The organism is Trichocoleus sp. DQ-A2 (genome assembly GCF_039961915.1).
Classification (GTDB): Bacteria; Cyanobacteriota; Cyanobacteriia; order Cyanobacteriales; family FACHB-T130; genus FACHB-T130.
The window spans coordinates 1-18,486 of the sequence record NZ_JAMPKD010000038.1; the positions used below are offsets into that span (position 1 = coordinate 1).

Annotated in this window: 16 protein-coding genes; 13 read left to right on the forward strand and 3 right to left on the reverse strand. The window is 46.0% G+C overall.

Going from position 1 to position 18,486, the window contains the following annotated elements:
- Window positions 1–192: 192 nt before the first annotated feature.
- A complete protein-coding gene (locus tag NC997_RS25460) occupies window positions 193–513 on the forward strand; it encodes a hypothetical protein (protein ID WP_190525936.1) in 321 nt (106 codons plus the stop codon).
- Window positions 514–809: 296 nt separating this feature from the next.
- On the opposite strand, the gene NC997_RS25465 is transcribed toward NC997_RS25460, so the two are convergent.
- Both NC997_RS25465 and NC997_RS25470 read right to left on the reverse strand, forming a co-directional pair.
- Window positions 810–2,132 (reverse strand): amino acid permease, encoded by a 1,323-nt coding sequence (locus tag NC997_RS25465; protein ID WP_190525937.1) that lies wholly within the window; start codon window positions 2,130–2,132, stop codon window positions 810–812.
- Window positions 2,133–2,324: 192 nt separating this feature from the next.
- Window positions 2,325–3,548: an ROK family transcriptional regulator gene (locus tag NC997_RS25470; protein WP_190525939.1), complete on the reverse strand. Its 1,224-nt coding sequence runs from the start codon at window positions 3,546–3,548 to the stop codon at window positions 2,325–2,327.
- A 109-nt stretch (window positions 3,549–3,657) separates the two neighbouring features.
- Between NC997_RS25470 and NC997_RS25475 the strand changes: the two genes are divergently transcribed.
- From NC997_RS25475 to NC997_RS25485, 3 genes are all read left to right on the forward strand, one after another.
- A complete protein-coding gene (locus NC997_RS25475; RefSeq protein ID WP_190525941.1) occupies window positions 3,658–3,960 on the forward strand; it encodes a hypothetical protein in 303 nt (100 codons plus the stop codon).
- A gap of 188 nt (window positions 3,961–4,148) precedes the next feature.
- The gene (locus NC997_RS25480) at window positions 4,149–5,054 is read left to right on the forward strand and encodes a type 1 glutamine amidotransferase domain-containing protein (protein WP_199306104.1); all 906 of its coding nucleotides are present in this window, start codon (window positions 4,149–4,151) and stop codon (window positions 5,052–5,054) included.
- Between the two features lie 332 nt (window positions 5,055–5,386).
- Window positions 5,387–6,496 carry a vWA domain-containing protein gene (locus NC997_RS25485; protein WP_190525943.1) on the forward strand — a complete coding sequence of 370 codons (1,110 nt, stop codon included), beginning with the start codon at window positions 5,387–5,389 and terminating at the stop codon, window positions 6,494–6,496.
- A 119-nt stretch (window positions 6,497–6,615) separates the two neighbouring features.
- On the opposite strand, the gene ilvA is transcribed toward NC997_RS25485, so the two are convergent.
- Window positions 6,616–8,160 (reverse strand): threonine ammonia-lyase, biosynthetic, encoded by a 1,545-nt coding sequence (ilvA, locus tag NC997_RS25490; RefSeq protein WP_190525945.1) that lies wholly within the window; start codon window positions 8,158–8,160, stop codon window positions 6,616–6,618.
- Window positions 8,161–8,452: 292 nt separating this feature from the next.
- Between ilvA and NC997_RS25495 the strand changes: the two genes are divergently transcribed.
- The 9 genes from NC997_RS25495 to NC997_RS25535 all read left to right on the forward strand — a co-directional run bounded on the left by NC997_RS25495 (window position 8,453) and on the right by NC997_RS25535 (window position 18,454).
- A complete protein-coding gene (locus NC997_RS25495; RefSeq protein WP_242030510.1) occupies window positions 8,453–10,441 on the forward strand; it encodes a PAS domain-containing hybrid sensor histidine kinase/response regulator in 1,989 nt (662 codons plus the stop codon).
- Window positions 10,442–10,449: 8 nt separating this feature from the next.
- Window positions 10,450–11,781, forward strand: a complete 1,332-nt coding sequence (locus tag NC997_RS25500; RefSeq protein WP_190525947.1) for a response regulator — start codon at window positions 10,450–10,452, stop codon at window positions 11,779–11,781.
- Between the two features lie 69 nt (window positions 11,782–11,850).
- Window positions 11,851–12,030 (forward strand): hypothetical protein, encoded by a 180-nt coding sequence (locus NC997_RS25505; RefSeq protein ID WP_190525949.1) that lies wholly within the window; start codon window positions 11,851–11,853, stop codon window positions 12,028–12,030.
- 71 nt (window positions 12,031–12,101) lie between these two features.
- Window positions 12,102–12,320, forward strand: a complete 219-nt coding sequence (locus tag NC997_RS25510) for a hypothetical protein (RefSeq protein ID WP_190412440.1) — start codon at window positions 12,102–12,104, stop codon at window positions 12,318–12,320.
- Window positions 12,317–12,586 (forward strand): hypothetical protein, encoded by a 270-nt coding sequence (locus NC997_RS25515; RefSeq protein ID WP_190525950.1) that lies wholly within the window; start codon window positions 12,317–12,319, stop codon window positions 12,584–12,586. Before NC997_RS25510 ends, NC997_RS25515 begins: the two co-directional genes overlap by 4 nt.
- A 282-nt stretch (window positions 12,587–12,868) precedes the next feature.
- The gene (locus tag NC997_RS25520; protein WP_348257834.1) at window positions 12,869–13,288 is read left to right on the forward strand and encodes a Spy/CpxP family protein refolding chaperone; all 420 of its coding nucleotides are present in this window, start codon (window positions 12,869–12,871) and stop codon (window positions 13,286–13,288) included.
- Window positions 13,289–13,622: 334 nt separating this feature from the next.
- Window positions 13,623–14,927, forward strand: a complete 1,305-nt coding sequence (locus NC997_RS25525; protein ID WP_190525955.1) for an agenet domain-containing protein — start codon at window positions 13,623–13,625, stop codon at window positions 14,925–14,927.
- A 176-nt stretch (window positions 14,928–15,103) separates the two neighbouring features.
- Window positions 15,104–15,928: a M90 family metallopeptidase gene (locus NC997_RS25530; protein WP_190525957.1), complete on the forward strand. Its 825-nt coding sequence runs from the start codon at window positions 15,104–15,106 to the stop codon at window positions 15,926–15,928.
- Window positions 15,929–16,180: 252 nt separating this feature from the next.
- On the forward strand, window positions 16,181–18,454 hold the full coding sequence (locus tag NC997_RS25535; RefSeq protein ID WP_190526004.1) for an ATP-binding protein: 2,274 nt from the start codon (window positions 16,181–16,183) through the stop codon (window positions 18,452–18,454).
- Window positions 18,455–18,486: the final 32 nt, after the last annotated feature.

An 18,486-nucleotide genomic window follows, 5' to 3' on the forward strand; every position in this document is an offset into this window, starting at 1 on the left:
GTCATCCCGTAAGGCATAGCGACGTGTCATGATAGCACTCCTGTTGTGTGACTTAATAGAATCCAGTTATCGATTTTAAGCCCGTTGCAGACCTAATTGATGACACGCCCTAGGTAATCTCCAACTTGAGTTAGACACCAAGTAGGCGCTCCAGCCCTAACATTTGGGTTAAGTAGTATTAAGGCTGAGCAGATGTCGTCCCAATTGAACCGCGATTCAGAAGAGCTTAAGGCACAAGAAACCACATTGTTCGATCGTACCTTTCGAGACAGCTCTGGCAAGATTGTCATTGCCCAGCCACCCAATCTACCGCTTTTGGTTGGGTTGGCAGCGACCCTACTTCAACTTGTTCTGCCTAGCGGCAATCTTCAGGCAGGAGTTGATTTAGTAGGGTTCGGCGCGTTATTCACCTGGGCATGGCTGGAGTTGTTTGAGGGGGTCAACTACTTCCGCCGGGCGCTTGGTTTGGTGGCGTTGGGGGGCCTTCTAGCGTTCAGACTCCACATCGGTTGAGCTAGGAAACTCCAGAAGCGATCGCATTCTTACCAACCAATAGACCTCTTGCAAATTAGGCGTTAGCACTATTGCGAAGTTCTCTGAAAATCAGAAAAATCAGGACGTCTGAATTCTTAAGTGTTCTGTGGATGAACTATAAAATAGCGCAAACCTTCTGTTGTCAACACTTCAAACGCCGCTTTGGGTTACGTTGCCATCTGATTGCTGCTCTGTACAACTATGAGCATTCCCACTCCGCCTCATCCTGTTTAATTTGCAAGAGGTCGATTCATCAAGCTGTATCGCAGATAAAGTTAAGCGCTGGGCAATCGCCTGCTAAGAGCATTGCGAATTAAAATGATGAGAATGCCTAAACCTGTAAACACTAACGCCAAAATGTGACTTTCACGAGAGGCAAAGGCAATCAGAACTAAGTTGGAAATTAGTGCTAAAGCCGGAATCGCAGCAGGAACCTGAAACCCAGTGGTTCGGGGTTCTTGCCGTTTAATGACTAGCAGTGAGAGGTTGACGAGAGAGAACATTGCCAGAATCAAGGTTGCAGTTGTTCCGGCTAGGAATTGAAGTGTACCTGAAAGCGCGAGAAAAATCACGAGCGGGAGAATGACAACCAGCGTTCGGTAAGGAGTTGCGCGGCGTGGATGTAATTTTCCTAACCAAGCTGGAAGCAGTCCTTCCCGCGACATTCCGTAAAGCAGCCGCGATGCCGTGACAAAATTCAGCAAAGCAGTATTGAGAACGGCGAACAGCGCAATCAGTGAAAAGATGACTGCTGGAAAATTTGGCTGCGATCTCTGAACGACTTCGAGAAGAGGAGCTTTCGAGGCGGCAAGTTCCGCCGAACTGATTACCTGAACGGCAAGCCAGGAAACGAGAACATAAATGATACCGGCAATCCCCAGGGAAAGCAGAATTGCTCTGGGAACATTGCGCTGGGGATCTTTCACTTCTTCGGAAACATTGACAATATCCTCAAACCCAATGAAGGCGTAGAAGGCGAGTGCTGCTCCCTGAACGACGGCTATCCAACCAATCGGTGATGCGTTGGGGACGGGAATGGGAACCGGATTCGCTGCGCCTGCTGGGTTCCCGATGAGGAAAACGGTGGCGACAAAGATAACAATCAGAAGACCTGAAACTTCAAGAGACGTGCAAAAAATATTTAAGGCTGAGGACTCCTGCATTCCCCTAAAATTGACAAATGCAAGACCCGCAAATAGCGCCAGGATAATCAACCAATCTGGAATCGCTGGAGCAAAAGCATTGAGATAGCCTGCAAACGCTTTTGAGAGCGTCGCCATCGAAACAAGACAGGTACAAAACATCAACCAGCCTACCAAGATTGAGAGCCAATCCCGGCGAAATGCTCTGTGGATGAAACTAGCGACTCCGCCGCTTTGGGGAACTCGATTACCGAGTTCTGCATAACTTAATGCAGTGAGAGCGGCAACAGTCATAGATACCAGGAAAGAAACCCAAACCAAAGAGCCGGAAAGTCCGGCAATTTTTCCAACCACTGCATATATTCCGGCACCGAGAATATCACCAACCCCATAAATCACCAGCGTCGGCAATCCAAACACTCGTTTGAGTGAATCCGCTTCTGCATTCGGTTCCATAAAATTTTTCTTATCCTTGTATTTACCCAATCTTGCAATCTTTCTGCTCGTCAGTATAGGGGGTAGGAGGTGGAAGCGCGATCGCAAATTGCTAAGACACAAGCCACTATTAAACAAGGCTTGCAAATAAGGACTGTTTCACCCCATTTAGGCGATCGAGAATGGCTTGGCTAGCAGCTTCATCCAGAATAATTAGTGCAGCAGCAGCAGATCCGGCATCTGAAATAATGATTCATAAACCAGTACTGCACCACCAATCGCCGCCGAATCTTCTCCAAATTGGGAAATCTCTAACCGGAATCGAGCTGCACTGTCAAAGCCATATCCGCTTCTATCGGGCAGACAATTTTGCAACATCTCATCCAATTGCTCTTGCACGTAGGGCACCAGCACCGCCAGCGATCCTCCAAAGACAATCCGTTCCGGGTTGAGTACACCCACTAACCCTCGTACACCCCAACTCAGATACATTCCCCACTGTTTCACAACCGCTTGCGCGATCGCATCCGCTTGTTCCAACCGAGACAGTAGCGTATTCAGGTCGATCGTCTCTCCACTTTGTTGATGATAGGCACTCAATAGCCCAACCTTGCTGCATAAAGCTTCTAGCGTCCCTGCACGCCCCCCTACGGATGTCTGAGAACTATGCGGGTCAATCATCAGTTCGCGAACTTCGCTCGCAGTGCCTCCCGCCCCCCGTAACAAACGATTATTCAGTACCATTCCCGCCCCCACCCCGACACCCAGAAACAGGTAGAGCAAGCTATGGCTGAGCATCGAGCCACTCAAATACGTCTCGACAAGCGCACCTGCATTCGCATCATTCTCGATAAACAACGGCACATCCAGATAGGGATTTAAATAAGGTCGCAAGTCCACATTCTGCCAATGCAATCTAGGGGCACGAAGGATAATTCCTTCCCGATTTAAGGAGCCTGGAACCGTGATGCCAATTCCCCGATATTTCGCTTCGCCGTCTGGATTTGCCTGCCAGACTTGTTGAATCAACTCGACTAATTGCCTGGTAACGGTTGCTGGATCGGTGTCTGCGGTCATGGATGCTTCTACTCGACGAGTCACTTGTGCTGCCAGGTTGAGTTCAATGACGCGGATATTTTCATCCCCAAGGGCAACTCCGATAAAAAAGGCTCCCTCTGGATCGAGTTCTAACTCCACCCCAGGACGCCCCCCTTCTTTTCCAGATGCAGTTTCCTTTCCTTCTCGCAGGAGTCCAGTTGCAATCAGTTCTGCCGTAATTACGGTGACGGTTGAACGAGTTAAGCCCGTTCTTCGTGCAATCTCGGCGCGGCTGAGGCGCGGGTGATAGCGTAGCAAACTGAGAATCCGAGCGAAGTTGATTTGCTTGAGCAGGCTGGCATCAGTCGTGAGTTTTTTCTGGTTGGCATTTGTCTTCATAAGAAACTATCGGCCCTGTTGTTTGTTGTAATGACAAACTATCATAAGTTAGTTTGTTCGTTAAACAAACAATCTAAGATGAAATTATTGAAGTTAATCGGTCTCAGTTATGCGAACCTTCCAACAAAAACGGAATTACAACCAGCTTGAACAACTCTCTCTCCAAGTGAGTAAGTTAGTCAGCTTAAAGCTACAGGGGATGTGGCAGGCTTTTGTCAATGACTGGTACACACCCGCTAGCGAACCGCGAATCCAGCAAAAAAGCGATCGCGCTGGCAACAAATACTGGCGAGTTTGCGATCCGGCAAGCGATCGCACTATCCGCTTTGACGACAGGCAAGAATTGACGATTTGGCTGGATGAACGACATTATCGCAGATCGCAAACGAATCTCTGGAACATCAGCGACTAAGCCCATACGGTAAGCGATGTTCTTGAGAACATGAAAACTCAATTTTGCTGTGTCAAGGTTATTACCCCATCATCTCAACCCCAATTGCACTGTGCTAACCCCTGTGTAACTTCCCGCGCAAGCAGGATAGGGGTTCTAGATTTCAACCTGTGCAGCACTCGACAAACCCATTGATGAAGGAAATATCCATGAACTCCACAAAGAATATGATGACCTCTCTGTTCTCAAAAGCTCTCACCAGCCTACCGGAGCAACCCTCCTCGGCAAAAAGCCTAGGTCGCGTGCTACTGGTGGCTTCTAGCACGAACACACTGCAACTGAAAAATTATCGCGTCGTTCCCACAGGGTACTCCCTAGAAGACCTTACCGTGCCAGTCCAGCAGTTCATTGAAGCTGGCTACGAGGTGGTCATTGCCACACCCGATGGCAAAAAACCCGTCATTCTTGCTCATGCCAAGGACTCCCGCTTCGACAACGATCCCGAAGCGCTACAACACGCGATCGCATTCCTTGACAGCTACCCCAGTATGCAGAACCCGAAGACATTAAAAGCGGTTTTGTCAGAGGGATTGGATCGCTACATCGGTGTCTACGTTCCCGGTGGTTATGCACCGATGAATGACTTAATGCAAGATCCCGACCTCGGACAGATACTGCGCTACTTCCATAAAACGTCGAAGCCAAGCGCCTTCTTGTGCCACGGCTCAGTTGCAACGCTAGCCGCTTTGCCGAACGCCACCGCCTACCGGAAGGCTCTCGTAGATGGCGATCGAGAGGCGGCGAAGGCGGCGGCTGCGGGTTGGCAATATGCTGGCTACCGCATGACCAGCTTCTCGAACGAAGAAGAGTATCCGATTGAACGGGAGATACTCGACGGTCAGGTGCCGTTCTACGTCGCCGATGCGCTAGCCAGCGCTGGCGGTCGGGTTGAGCATGGTTCGAGCGACCAAAGCTTTGTTGTGCAGGACAGAGAGCTGATCTCCGGTCAGAATCTTGCCTCGGATCGCGCGATCGCCCAAGAGTTCGTCGAAGCGCTCGACGAGGCGCGAGTTATCCCCATCTGGGTCAGAAAGCATTTTTTGGGAAAGGCTTAATGTAAATTTCCCAAGACACTGACGTTTGTCTCTTGCACCCCAACCGTTCCGCAATCGTCTTTGTCTGTAACCCTCATCTCACAGGAGCATAATGGCTGTTCGTTTTAAGATCCGAGCAGCCATTCTTGCCTTTGGTCGTGATGTCCAATAACGGTTGACGTTGCTTGTGGTTGAAGTCCCTAATCGCTACTCAGCGCTTTAACTTTCAGAAAGGTTTGATCGCTGGATTTTGCCTGTACTTGTTGTTACATTTTTGGCAACGGAGATATCAATAAGCTAAATTTAGCTGAAATTAGCAGAAAATACTCCTTTATCCAGCAATTAAAAAATCTATGCAGAAAATAACTCGGATTTTATTCGCTACAGCCCTAACCTTAAGCATTCTATGTTTTCCCACCAAAGCATTTGCTAAAGCTAAGATTCAGATCGCCATCCTTTTAGATTCTAGTAATAGTATGGATGGACTCATAGACCAAACTCGTACCCAACTTTGGCAAATTGTCAACTCTTTAACTAAAGTAACCAAAGATGGCGAAGTCCCAGAATTAGAAGTTGCTTTATACCATTATGGAAATGATAATTTACCCTCAGAAGAAGGTTTTGTCAGACTTTTAACTGGATTTACTCCAGAATTAGATTTAGTTTCAGAAAAGCTATTTAGTATTCAGACCAACGGCGGTCAAGAATATGCTGGCTGGGTAATCCGCTCAGCCGTAAAAGAATTAAACTGGAGTAAAGATAAAGAAGATTTTCGGGTTATTTTTATTGCGGGTAATGAATCATTCGATCAAGGCCCGATCGTTTGGCGTGAAGCAGTCGATCTCGCTGCTAAGGGAAATACTTTAGTGAATACTATCTACTGTGGTTTATCAGAAGATCGGGAGCGACAACTTTGGGCTTCAGGAGCTGATTTAGCACAAGGTAGCCACTTCAATATTAATCAAGACGAAAAAACTGAATTTATTAAATCTCCTTACGATGAGCAAATTGCTACTTGGAATGATAAGCTCAATCAAACTTACATTCCCTATGGTGCAGAAGGAGAAGTTGGACAACAGCGTCAGACGATTGAAGATAGTAACTCCGGCATGAATTTGGCTATGCGCGGTAACTCCAAAGCTTCTGCCTATTACAACAATGCTTCTTGGGATTTGATTGATGCTCTCGATAAGAGAATCGTTAGCCTTGAGAAATTACCGAATAATGCTTTGCCGAAAGCTATGCAAGGGATGACTTTAGCTAAAAAGCAAGAATATGTATCAGCGAAGAAGGCCGAAAGAGAGACAATTCAAAAAACGATCCGCGACTTATATCAAAAACGTAGCGAATATGTTGAAAAACAGCGCCAGGTTAGTGCTAGTAGTAGCAAAAATACCCTTGATTCTGTAATTATTCAAAGTCTCCGCAAGCAATTAGCAGCTAAAGGATTTAAGCTTCAATAGTTCCTGGAGTACTCTAGAGTTAATTCAAACTTGGTTTGAGATATACAGGACTTACGCAGAAGCCGAAAAGTAAACAAAGATGCAACTGTAACGGGTTGGTGCGTAAGCCCTGTTTTGTATTAGCGATAGGGCGAGAGCGGGATACAATTTTCTTGTCCCAAAAACAGTTTGTAGGCGGGATTCTTGCTTTCATCCCAATAGCGATAACCGAGGGTATCGAGGAATGCCTGCCACTCTTCCATCTCGCGGGGAGGGACTTGCATCCCTACGACAATTCGCCCGTAGTCTGCGCCATTGTTGCGATAGTGGAACATACTAATATTCCAGTTGGGACTCATAGAACCGACGAACTTCATTAATGCGCCGGGACGTTCGGGAAACTCGAAGCGATAAAGCAATTCATCGCAAGCAAGGAGAGAACGTCCGCCAACCATGTGACGTAAGTGCAATTTGGTCAGTTCGTCATCGGTTAAATCAAGGGTTTTGAACCCGCAAGCTTCAAAACTTTCTGCCATCTTTGCAGCATCGGCACGGTTTTGAATTTGCACGCCGACAAAAATCTGGGCTTCTTTTTCATCGGCAATGCGATAGCTAAACTCAGTAAGATTGCGTCTGCCAAGACATTCGCAAAACTTGCGGAGACTGCCCGGTTGTTCGGGAATTGTAACGGCATAAATAGCTTCGCGGCGTTCGCCAAACTCAGCTCGTTCTGCGACAAAGCGGAGGCGATCGAAGTTCATGTTAGCACCGCAAGCAACGGCAACTAGCGTTTGTCCTTCGATTTGCTCCCGTTCGGCGTAGGCTTTCGCACCTGCGATCGCTAATGCACCCGCGGGTTCTAAAATCGATCGCGTATCCTCAAACACGTCTTTAATTGCAGCACAAGTGTCATCTGTACCCACCAGAATGATTTCATCGACGTACTCTTGACACAGCCGGAAGGTTTCTTCCCCCACTTCCCGCACTGCAACCCCATCGGCAAATAACCCCACATTCGACAAGCGCACTCGTTTCCCGGCTTTCAGGGATTGAGACATCGCATCGGCATCAACGGGTTCAACGCCAATAATCTTAATATCGGGACGCAACCGTTTTACATACGCCGCAATACCAGCGATTAATCCACCACCGCCAATCGCCACAAAAATAGCATGAATGGGTTGCTGACATTGCCGCAGAATTTCCATCCCAATTGTCCCCTGTCCGGCAATTACGTGCGGATCGTCAAAGGGGTGAATAAAGGTTAAGCCTTTTTCGGCTTCCATCTGACGGGCAAAAGCATAAGCATCGTCGTAAGTATCTCCATGCAATACAACTTCTCCCCCTCGCGCTTTGACGGCATCCACCTTCACTTGCGGCGTGGTGACTGGCATGACGATAAGCGATCGCGTTCCTAGCTGACGCGCAGCCAGGGCGACTCCTTGGGCATGGTTCCCTGCGGATGCAGCAATGACACCCTGCGCCAGCATATCCGGCGACAGGTGCGCCATCTTGTTGTAAGCACCCCGCAACTTGAAGGAAAAGACTGATTGCATATCCTCCCGTTTGAGCAGGAGTTTATTATTCAGCCGTGCGGAGAGATTTGGGGCGTATTCTAGGGGCGTTTCTTGGGCGACATCATAGACACGAGCCGTCAGGATTTGTACCAGGTAGTCGCAAAGCATGGGGTGAAGGGGGTTACAGATGGCGGATGGAAGACAATTTTACTTCACTGGTGATCCTGTGGTGTGGAAGTGAGAAGCGATCGCACTTCATGACTCAACAGAGCGATCGCTCAGATTAGTTCTAGCTGTAAGTGCGAAGTGCGATCGCTCACTTTCATGCAGATGATCAAGTAGCTCTACCATTAGTGGTACACACCTGATAAGGAGCGAAGAAGATTTCATAATCATAAATTCAGTCAAGTTTTAGGGAACCCTAGAACTAGCTCCTAAGCAGTTGAGGGATGATATAGCCATGCAACCACTTTCTGAAGAACAACTCCGCCATCAATACGAAAAACTGACTGATTTTGTTGAAAATGGTGCAATCTGCCTGCATTGGGTTGGCTCGGATGGCACAATTTTGTGGGCAAATAAATCTGAGTTGCAATCTCTGGGCTACTCTCCTGAAGACTATATCGGTCAACACATCGCCGAGTTCCATGCTGATGAAGATATCATCAACGACATCCTCTGTCGGTTGACTGCAAACGAAACCCTCCATAATTACGAAGCCAAAATGGTGTGCAAGGACGGATCGATCAAGCACGTCCTGATTGATTCCAGCGTCTATCGAGATGAGAAAGGTCAGTTTATTCACACGCGCTGCTTTACTAGAGACAATACAGCCCGCAAGCTGGCAGAAGAAGCATTAAAACAAAAAACTCAACAGCTAGAACAAATTCTGCAAGCTCTGCAACAAACCCAATCGCAACTCGAACAAACCAACAAAGACTTGGAATACCGAGTTGAGGAGCGCACAATTGAACTGCAACAAGCCAAAGAACTTGCTGATAGCGCCAACAAAGCCAAAAGTGAATTTTTGGCAAACATGAGCCACGAACTCCGCACCCCGTTAAACGGCATTCTGGGCTATGCTCAAATTCTTCTGCGCGATAAAGCGACAAACCCCAAACAAAAAGATGGTGTCGGCATCATTCACCAGTGCGGCTCCCATCTCCTGACGTTAATTAACGATATTCTGGATCTCTCCAAAATAGAAGCCCGCAAGCTAGAATTTTTCTCCAAAAATTTCCACCTTGACTCCTTCCTAAATAGCATTGTGGAAATGTGCCGCATCAAAGCCGAACAGAAGGAAATTCACTTTACCTACGAAGCTCTCAACCATCTGCCTAATGCCATTTTTGCTGATGAAAAACGACTGCGGCAAGTGCTGATTAACCTGCTAGGCAATGCGATTAAATTCACTGACCGAGGAGGCGTGACCTTTAAAGTTGGCATTATTGCACAGTCTCCTGCTATAGAGGCGCAACCATCCGCCGTTGCGACAAACTCACCCCTCACCAAGATTCGTTTCCAAATCGAAGACACTGGCGTAGGCATGACCTCAGAGCAGGTCGAGAAGATATTCATGCCGTTTGAACAGGTTGGGGACAAAGAACGGATGGCAGAAGGAACTGGCTTGGGACTGGCGATTAGCCTGCAAATCGTCCAGATGATGGGCAGCGAAATCAAGGTTGAAAGTCTTCCTGGCAAAGGCAGCAAGTTTTGGTTTGATGTAGAACTGCCAGAATCCAAGGAGTGGATAGAGTCAAACAATGGTAATGCAGCGAATCTGATCGTTGGCTATGAGGGCAAGAAACGCAAAGTCCTGATGGTCGATGACCGTTGGGAAAATCGTGCTGTTATTGTCAACCTGCTGGAACCATTGGGATTTGAACTGATGGAAGCGGTGAACGGACAAGAGGGCTACGAAAAAGCGGTGGAGTGGCAGCCTGACTTGATTATTACTGACTTGGTGATGCCTGTTCTGGGTGGGCTGGAGATGACCCAAAAGGTGCGATCGCTCCCGGAATTCCAAAACACTGCGATTATTGCCTCTTCTGCTAGCGTGTTCAACTTTGATCGCCAGCAAAGTCAGCAAGCAGGCTGCAACGATTTTCTCCCCAAACCCGTACAATCCAATGAATTGCTTGAACAATGCCGCCAATATCTGGGTTTAACTTGGATTTACGAGATGAATCATACGCAAGCACAACGATCGGGGAACACTCCAGCCTCTGCTTCGTCTGCGCTGATTGCACCGACCTTTGAGGAACTGAAAGCATTGTACGCAGCAGCTCGCATCGGCGACATCGACAGCGTTGAGCAGGAAGCTCACCGACTCGCACAACTCAACGTTCAATATCAGCCCTTTGCCCAGCAGTTGCTTCAGTTTGTGCAAGCAATGGATGATGAAGCCATATTTAAATTTGTGAAGCAACACGTTGAACCAGCTGAGTAATTCTAACTATGAGTGCTCATCAAACCAGTCTAATTATGATTGTCGATGACAATCCGAACAATACAAAGGTCTTGTTTGAGTTGCTCAAAGAGGCAGGGTATCGAGTGTTAGTCGCTAAGAGTGGAGAAAGCGCGCTGGAGAGGTTGCAATCAGTCTCTCCAGACCTGATCCTGCTAGATGTGATGATGCCGGGAATCGATGGCTTTGAAACTTGTCGTCGTCTCAAAGCCTCGCCAGCTACTCAAGAAATTCCGGTAATCTTTATGACCGCTCTTTCTGACACCTTAGATAAGGTGAAAGGATTGACACTAGGGGCAGTAGATTACATTACTAAACCTTTTCAACAGGAGGAAGTGCTTGCGCGTGTGAAAATTCACCTCAAGCTCTATCACCTCAACCAAGAACTAGAGAATCGAGTATTGGAGAGAACAGCAGCGCTATCAACTGCACTAACCCAACTGCAACAGTCGCAATTGCTGTTGGTGCAAAATGAAAAAATGTCTGCACTGGGTCAGCTTGTGGCAGGAATTGCCCACGAAATTCACAACCCGATTAATTTTGTGGATGGTAATGTAGTCCACGTTGATAAATATATGCAAGATATCCTGAGTTTACTTCAGGTTTATCAGCAACACTATCCCAATCCTGTGCCAGCAGTGCAAGCGAAAGCACAAGAAATCGATCTCGAATTTCTTCTATCCGATCTGCCGAAAAGTTTATCTTCTATAAAAGTAGGAACGCGCAGAATTTTTGAGATTGTCCAAGGCTTACGCAATTTTTCTCGACTCGACGAAGCTAGCGTGAAAACCGTAGATATCCATGCAGGCATTGAGAGTACTCTTCTGATTCTGCAACATCGCTTGAAACCAAATCCAGAGCATACGGGTATTCAGGTAATAAAGGAGTATAGTGTTTTGCCTGAAATTGAGTGTTATCCAGCTCAACTGAACCAAGTGTTTATGAACTTAATTGTTAATGCCATTGATGCCTTAGAGGAGTCAATGCTGAATAGTTCGCTTTCGGAGGAAAATAGCCAAAAAAACAACGGTGCCACAATCCGGATTCGCACTGAAATGTTAGATCAACGTCATGTTTGTATCCGAATTAGTGACAACGGAACGGGAGTTAAGGAGGAAGTCAAACATAAGGTGTTCGATCCATTCTTTACGACCAAGCCTATTGGCAAAGGTACAGGTTTGGGGTTGCCGATTAGCTATCAAATTATTACCGAGAAACATGGCGGTCAACTTGAGTGCATTTCAGCACCAGGTCAGGGTACAGAGTTTAAGATCGCCATACCAATCCGGCTAGCCACTCTAGCAGCAGCTAGGGTCACGTAGAACTCACTGCTGCTATTAAATACCTCATACGGTGAAAGTTCTGAGTTGAGCAATGAAGCTATTTAGGGTGTGTCTAACCCTGCCATAAGAGCGCGATCGCAAGCAGGAATGAAGAAAGCGATCGCTCGTGGAGGTTGGTTTTGGCTGTATGTAGAAGTGCGATCACAGTTGCAACCGTGTCAAGTTACCGCTAGGTTATCTGTGGAACGACCAAGATTACATTGCCTCGTCAAGTTCGGTTATAAGTGAGTTTCAGGCTCTTGGATTAGAACAGAACAGTACAATGATTACAGAGTATTTTCTGCAACAATGCAACAACCATGACCAAGCTACTTGAACAGGCGATCGCAAGAGTCATGCAGCTTCCTGAAACCGAACAAGATGCAATCGCAGCATTTATCCTTGAAGAGCTTGAAGATGAAGCTTGTTGGGATAGAGCGTTTTCACAGTCTCAGGATATGCTTGCCAAACTTGCAGCAGAGGCATTAGCTGAAGATCGGGCAGGCAAAACCCAAGAGTTAGATCCAGAAACCCTGTGAAATCTAGAACAACATCTCAGTTTCGCAAAGCATTTGCCACTATTCCTCAACAGGTTCAGCAACAAGCACGCGACGCATATTGGCAGTTCAAGCAAGATCCTTGGCATCCTAGTCTTCGCTTCAAGCAAGTCCATCCCACCCTTCCTATCTATTCTGCTCGTGTTAGTAAAAGTTATCGTGCTGTCGGCGTGAGAAACGAGAATGGTATTGTGTGGTTTTGGATTGGTACACATACAGACTACGACAAGTTGCTCTCCCAGTTATAGCGATCGCGCACATTGGTTTCGGCTGTATATACAAAATGCGATCGCCTTTGGTACGCTACGCGATCGCTTTTCATGAGTGAACAATTCAGAGAATCTCTTAGCCGCCCATTTCATTGCGTAGTAAAGGCCGTAGGCAATACATCTGAGATATGTGGCTTTGCAGAACACGATGAATTTTAACCAAGACTGAACCATCCTTAACCTTGCCAGGTCTAAGGTAATACAACAATCGAATGCGTTGTTGCTGCACACTAACAACCTGGAATTCTCACACTTATGAAGATGAAATCTTTGTTCTTCTTGCCAGGAGCGATCGCGTTGATGCTTGCCGCTTCCCCAATGATTCCCGCTTTCACCAACGTTGCCTTTGCAGGTCCTGGTCGTGGCGGTGGTGCAGGAATGAAGTACGACCAGCTGAATTTGACTGATGCTCAAAAAGCCCAAATGCAGCAAATTAAAGAGTCTACGCGGCAGCAAATGGATGCTATTTTCACCGCAGAGCAAAAGGAACAAATGCGCCTTGCTAAAGAGCAACGGCAAAGACCGAATCTAAACCTGACTGAAGACCAGAAAACAAGACTCCAAGCGGTTCGCCAAAGTAGCAAGAGCCAGATGGAAGCAGTGTTGACTGCTGAGCAAAAACAACAACTTGAGCAATTGCGCCAGCAATGGCGTCAACGCCGTCAACAACCACAGTCCTAACGGGGGCGTTGCTATTGCTTTGTAAGAAAAAGTAGCTCGAAAAGAGTTTACCTAACAAGTACACAGCATCAAGGGCCATGGGAATAATCACTTCCCATGCCCTCTTGTTTTCATCAAACGCAGACTGTATTTGGTCTAGCAAAACATCTGTTTCAATTTCCAATAATATTGAACAATAATTTTATAAATATTCTTTCATAGCTATTAATTATAGGCTTGTTCTGCCTCTAAAAGTTAATTGATCCACAAGAGTTATGAAATATAAATAAATCCAAGGCTCAAAATTTTATCGAGTACAATTCAAGAAAAACCTTAGTTTTTAAGGAAGCAACGTATGGAAAAATCAATTATTCAGTTGGTTGATGAACTACCAACTGATAATATCACGGTTAAAGTTTTAAAGGCTCTTGATTATGTAGTGCCAAGTCAGTGGAATAACTTAGTAGGGTTTGATAATAGTATCCGTAGTATTACTGGAGAAACTGATGCCAAGGTAATTCAAAAAATCCGCGATCGCGCTGTTGCTTTATATCACGATCCTCAACAAGGCCATCAGACCGCAATCAAACTTTATCAAACAATTGATAAAGCAGATACAGCGATGGCAGCGGCGGCTTTAGCCAATAAAGTTAGTGAAAAAATAAGCTTTCTCTCTTTTTTGGGCAACATCACTCCCAAAGCAGACGTAACTCAAAGTATTGACCTTGTTCTAAAAATCGCTATCGAAATTATCGCCTTCTGTAAACTGAATGGCATTCCCCAACCGAATCCACAAGAATTTGCTACTTCTCTCGCTAACAACTATAAAGATGCATCCCTAACGCGGATGATGGCTTTAGTTTGTATAGATGGACTTCTGCCATTGGGTCCTGACTTTCTCAACAAGATTCAGGGAGCGATTAGTGGCGCTGATGCTGGCGTATTAGCTCAAAATCCGGTTTTTTTAGCCGTCCAGAACTTTCTACCAGGGAATAATCCCTCCGATAAACTTGGTTTTCTCACTCAGGGTTTCAACTCTGTGCAAGGCTGGATGCAAAATTTAGTATTCAAGACAGGCGTCACCCCGCAATCTATTTCTAATAGTTTGGGTAATTTTATCCAGATTGCTGATGATAACTTAGACTTTGTCGCAGCTTTTTTGGATCAAACCACCAATTACTACGAGCATACAGGGGTTCAAAGTGTGGCTCGCAGTTTAATTTTAAAGGCCCATACTTTAGTAAAAGAGGAAGTTACGGAAGAGGAGCCAAAGCTCCATCAAGATGTTTCCTCAACTGTAATATCAGATACCTATCAGTATGCAGTAGGTCAAACAGTAGAAGTCTGGGATAGTGAGGAAGAAGATTGGTATCAAGCAACGCTTCAGAAAATTAAAGATAACCAATACTTTGTTCATTACATCGGTTACGGTTCATCCCATGATGAGTGGATTGACGAAGATGACATTCGTATTCCCAATAGTGGCTCATCCGATGACAACGGATATACGGTGGGTCAAAAGGTAAAAGGTTGGGATGATGAAGAAGAAGATTGGTATTCTGCAACGATTGAGAAGATCCAAGGCCAGCAATACTTTATTCATTACATTGGTTACGATTCATCCTATGACAAGTGGGTCGATCTGGACGAGATTTGCTAACTTCTGAATGAGCAAGGAGTCAAATCAGCGATCGCTCTCACGGTTCATTTCAACCAGTAGAGCGATCGCTCTGTTTTTCAGGCGGGCAACAAAGGCGTAATCCTATAATGTAATTTAGAGGTATTTCATCCACAAGCTTATCTGTGAATCAGGAAGCATAAAATACTTAAAAGTCAATGGTTGAAATAATTATTATTTTTCTGATCGTTGGACTGATTATCACTGGGATTTTAGTCAATCCTGTCCTAGTTAAACGGCGACGGAACCGCCTGCAACAGCGCCCTTTTTTACCTCTATGGAATGCGATTGTTGAGAATAATCTTCCTGTTTACCTTTTTCTTTCTCCCGCTGAACGAAAACGGCTTCAGGGACACATTCAAGTGTTTTTAGCAGAAAAACAATTTATTGGTTGTGGAGGATTAGCGGTAACGGAAGAAATGAAGGTGATTATTGCGGCTGTCGCCTGCTTACTCTTACTCAACGAGCGAGAAACCTACTTTCCTAAACTTCGTTCGATTCTGGTTTACCCTAGCACATATCTTGTTAATGAAACCGCTTACACCGGGAATTATATTGTTGAAGAAAGACGTGTAGCAAGATTGGGGGAATCGTGGACAAATGATCAACTGGTACTGTCTTGGGAACAGGTGAAGCAAGACACCTACAATTGGCGGGATGGACATAACGTGGTGCTTCATGAATTTGCCCATCAGTTAGATCAAGAAGATGGTAAAGCTGAGGGTGTTCCTATTTTGCAGCGAGATTCAGACTATGACCTTTGGGCAAAGGTGATGACAGAAGAATATCAACAACTCTGCAATGATATTCAACGAGGCGTAAAAACCGTAATGAATAGTTATGGCGCAACGAATCCCGCCGAATTTTTTGCTGTAGCAACAGAGACTTTTTTTGAAAAGCCCCGCCAATTGCTGAAACAGCATCCAGCACTTTATGACCAACTGCAACGCTACTATCAACTAGATCCAGTGCAATGGGTTTAAATAGTTTCAATTTCATCGAAGGTTAGCGCGATCGCCCAACTACACCGATCGCAAGCGAGGCTGCTTAATCGCAGACTGCAACAAAACCACGCAATTCTCCCAAAGGCTTAAGCTGCGATCGCTCTCGTTTAAGCCTTTCTACTGAAACTTAAGCTCAAATGATGTTTCTAAAGTAGATTCGGGAACTATAAGGTAAGATTCCATACTTTTGTGTACTTCCTTGAAACCTTCTGCTGAGCGACCCCCTTGAATATCAAAACAGCTCGTCCTGCTAAGTCTACGCACCAGTTTCCCTTGCGTCTGATTCTTATCGTTCCCTTTGTATTACAAATATTTGCAGCGGTAGGGTTAGTTGGCTATCTGTCATTTAGAAACGGACAGAAAGCAGTCAATGACCTAGCCAATCAACTGATTGACAAAGCGAGTCAACAGGTTGATGAACACTTGGATACATATCTGGCGCTCCCACAGCAATTAAACCAAGTCAATGCAGATGCGATCGCTTCTGGACGATTGAATCTGAATGACCCTAAAGCTAGCGAACAGTATTTCTGGAGTCAAGCTAGAGCATTTGAAACAATCAGCTACATTGGCTATGCTCTACCGAATGGTGGGGAATCAGGTGCTGGGCGTTGGGTGAATGGCGTGAATCTCCTGGTTTTTGAAAATCTCCCTGGAAACGGTGTGGCATCGGATTACATCGCCGATCAACGGGGCAACCGGAAAAGCCTTTTGCAGAGTTATCAGGCCGATCCTTTTTTACCACCAGGAGTGAAAGACATCATTAAAGCAGGTAAGCCAGCCTGGGCTGGTATCTACACATACGCATTTGAGAACACGGTACAGATTACTGAAGCAGGTAAGGCAATAAAAAGCCACAGCGGCACTTCTGACATTGGTCTTAATTACTATGTTGCAGTCCCTGCTAGATACCCAATTTATGACCAGAAGGGCAAGCTACGCAGCCTTCTGATGGTAGATTTGCTACTCACGAATGTGAGTGAATTCTTGAGGAACTTGAAAGTTAGCCCTTCCGGACAAGTCTTTATCATGGAACGGGATGGCTTGCTGATTGGCAGTTCCAGCACTCAACCCGTTGTACACAAAGTCAAGGATGAGACAAAACGCCACAGTGCCCTAGACAGCCCAGATCCCTTGATTCGCACCGTAGCAGAAAAACTCAAACAACAATTCCAGAATTTCACAACCTTTCAAAATACTCAAGAACTTGAGGTGACTTTCAACGGGCAGCGTCAGTTTATTCAGGTCACGCCCTGGCGCGATCGCTTTGGCTTAGACTGGCTGGTGGTTGTGACCGTGCCGGAATCTGATTTCACTTCTCAAATTAATGCCAACACTCGCACAACTATCCTCCTGTGTCTGGGAGCATTGGCAGCGGCAACGATTTTAGGAATCTATACATCACGCTGGATTACTCGTCCGATCTTAAAGTTGAGCCAAGCATCGGAAGCGATCGCGACTGGACAGTTAGACCAAACCGTTGAAACGACCAACATCAAAGAACTAGATGCCGTGGCACAGTCCTTCAATCACATGGCTTCTCAGTTACAAGATTCCTTTAACGAACTGGCGCAGACGAACGCCGAATTGGAAAATCGAGTCGAAGTCAGGACAGCAGAACTCTCACAAACCCTGGTTGATTTACGGCGCACTCAAGCACAAGTGATCCAGACCGAAAAAATGTCCAGTTTGGGACAATTGGTGGCTGGAGTAGCCCATGAAATTAACAATCCGGTCAACTTTATTCATGGCAATGTCACTTTTGTCGATGAATATGCTCAGAATCTTCTAGAGTTAGTGCAGCTTTACCAGCAAGAATATCCCCTTCCCACACCTGCAATTGAAGCCAAAATTGATGAGATGGATTTAGAGTTTCTCAACGAAGATATGTTGAAGTTGCTCTCATCCATGAAACTAGGGACTGAACGGATTCGAGAAATTGTTAAATCGTTAAGGACGTTCTCTCGATTGGATGAAGCGGACATGAAGGAAGTAGATATCCATGAAGGAATTGAAAGTACGCTGCTAATCTTGCAACATCGCCTGAAACCCAAACCAGACCGCCCAGCGATCGCAGTGATTAGAGACTATGGAAAGTTGCCCCTTGTGGAGTGTTATCCGGGACAACTCAACCAAGTCTTAATGAATATCGTGGTAAACGCGATTGATGCACTCGAAGAAACCAAAGCCAATTGCACGTATCAGGAGAAAAAAGACCATCCCGATCAAATCACTATCTCCACTTCAGTGATTGATTCGCAATGGGTGCAAATAGCGATCGCGGATAATGGCGTTGGTATTCCCAAAGACATTCAGCAACGGATATTCAATCCCTTCTTCACAACTAAGCCGGTTGGGAAAGGAACGGGGATGGGGATGTCCATCAGCTATCAAATTGTCACAGAAAAGCATGGCGGTAAATTGGAATGCTTCTCCACTCCTGGTGAGGGAACCGAGTTTGTGATTCAGATTCCCATCCGTCAACAACTCAGCACTGCTATCTAACGGTATTCAGGGGATGCGAGGCGGACTGAGCA

What these genes read in the sequence shown, in the direction of transcription:
- NC997_RS25460 (WP_190525936.1), top strand. Translation starts at nt 193, where the DNA reads ATGTCGTCCCAATTGAACCGCGATTCAGAAGAGCTTAAGGCACAAGAA.
- NC997_RS25465 (WP_190525937.1), bottom strand. Translation starts at nt 2,132, where the DNA reads ATGGAACCGAATGCAGAAGCGGATTCACTCAAACGAGTGTTTGGATTG.
- NC997_RS25470 (WP_190525939.1), bottom strand. Translation starts at nt 3,548, where the DNA reads ATGAAGACAAATGCCAACCAGAAAAAACTCACGACTGATGCCAGCCTG.
- NC997_RS25475 (WP_190525941.1), top strand. Translation starts at nt 3,658, where the DNA reads ATGCGAACCTTCCAACAAAAACGGAATTACAACCAGCTTGAACAACTC.
- NC997_RS25480 (WP_199306104.1), top strand. Translation starts at nt 4,149, where the DNA reads ATGAACTCCACAAAGAATATGATGACCTCTCTGTTCTCAAAAGCTCTC.
- NC997_RS25485 (WP_190525943.1), top strand. Translation starts at nt 5,387, where the DNA reads ATGCAGAAAATAACTCGGATTTTATTCGCTACAGCCCTAACCTTAAGC.
- ilvA (WP_190525945.1), bottom strand. Translation starts at nt 8,160, where the DNA reads ATGCTTTGCGACTACCTGGTACAAATCCTGACGGCTCGTGTCTATGAT.
- NC997_RS25495 (WP_242030510.1), top strand. Translation starts at nt 8,453, where the DNA reads ATGCAACCACTTTCTGAAGAACAACTCCGCCATCAATACGAAAAACTG.
- NC997_RS25500 (WP_190525947.1), top strand. Translation starts at nt 10,450, where the DNA reads ATGAGTGCTCATCAAACCAGTCTAATTATGATTGTCGATGACAATCCG.
- NC997_RS25510 (WP_190412440.1), top strand. Translation starts at nt 12,102, where the DNA reads ATGACCAAGCTACTTGAACAGGCGATCGCAAGAGTCATGCAGCTTCCT.
- NC997_RS25520 (WP_348257834.1), top strand. Translation starts at nt 12,869, where the DNA reads ATGAAATCTTTGTTCTTCTTGCCAGGAGCGATCGCGTTGATGCTTGCC.
- NC997_RS25525 (WP_190525955.1), top strand. Translation starts at nt 13,623, where the DNA reads ATGGAAAAATCAATTATTCAGTTGGTTGATGAACTACCAACTGATAAT.
- NC997_RS25530 (WP_190525957.1), top strand. Translation starts at nt 15,104, where the DNA reads ATGGTTGAAATAATTATTATTTTTCTGATCGTTGGACTGATTATCACT.